1 protein-coding gene and 1 pseudogene are annotated in these 813 nt (G+C 38.3%); both read right to left on the bottom strand.

What is annotated here, in order from left to right; genetic code table 11:
• Positions 1–186: 186 nt before the first annotated feature.
• Positions 187–301, bottom strand: a pseudogene (locus DMP16_RS11490) (hypothetical protein); the annotation flags it as partial.
• Positions 302–478: 177 nt separating this feature from the next.
• The gene (locus tag DMP16_RS10370; protein WP_143577233.1) at positions 479–667 is read right to left on the bottom strand and encodes a hypothetical protein; all 189 of its coding nucleotides are present in this window, start codon (positions 665–667) and stop codon (positions 479–481) included.
• Between the last annotated feature and the right edge of the window lie 146 nt (positions 668–813).

Below are 813 nucleotides of genomic sequence, written 5' to 3'. Positions count from 1 at the left end.
ATCTCTTCAGCTTCTACCACAAGATAATATGGAGATACAAAGTTTATAAACCCAAACGGTAATATCCATCTTCAGCTTTTACCACAAGATAATAACAGGCTTAAAAATATTTGAGTTCCTCCCCTTAGATCCCCTTATCGATTCTCACTTGAAAAACAGTTGAGAGGCTCAGAGAACCATATAAGTTCATGATAGCAATGACATCACGACCGTTCTCATAACCACACTTTGCACAACGATAGTACCTATAACTAACCTCTTCCAGCCTTTCCCACACTTAGGACAATTTATAGAGGAGAAACTAGGGTCAACATAAGCAACTTTAAGACCATACTTCTCAGCCTCCTATTCAATCCAATACTGAATACGACGATATTGCATCAGATAAAGCCTATCCCTAAAACTTATTGCTAGCTTTTTCACTCTTCTAATCAAATCCTCTAAGAAGATGGCTTAGCGACTTAGCCGTATCAACAACTCACTTTTCTGGCAGAGTATTTTCCTTAGCCCTTCTGTGAAAATGTTTAACCTTGTTAGTTATCTTTTCGTTTTCCTCCCACCTCTTTTGCAGTCCCTCAGCTAAACTCTTGAGATGGTAAGCGTCATCTAGACGAGTTGGTATCCTAACGTATTTTTTATCATCCTTACCAACTAGAACCTCACTCATATTCAACAACACCATCTTTAGCTTTAAGCTCATGATAACCCTTCAGAAGGGAGACCTTAAGGAAGGCTTTGTTACCTCTTAAAACAAGCCTCCTTTACTTCCCAATTATCTTTTAATAGCTCTGAATGAAGATAATACTCATGTGC

It is taken from the genome of Sulfolobus sp. B1, from assembly GCF_007050195.1.
GTDB lineage: Archaea > Thermoproteota > Thermoprotei_A > Sulfolobales > Sulfolobaceae > Saccharolobus.
Note: the sequence above shows the minus strand (reverse complement) of the source record. Positions and strands in the feature narration are given on the sequence as shown.

What these genes read in the sequence shown, in the direction of transcription:
- DMP16_RS10370 (WP_143577233.1), bottom strand. Translation starts at nt 667, where the DNA reads ATGAGTGAGGTTCTAGTTGGTAAGGATGATAAAAAATACGTTAGGATA.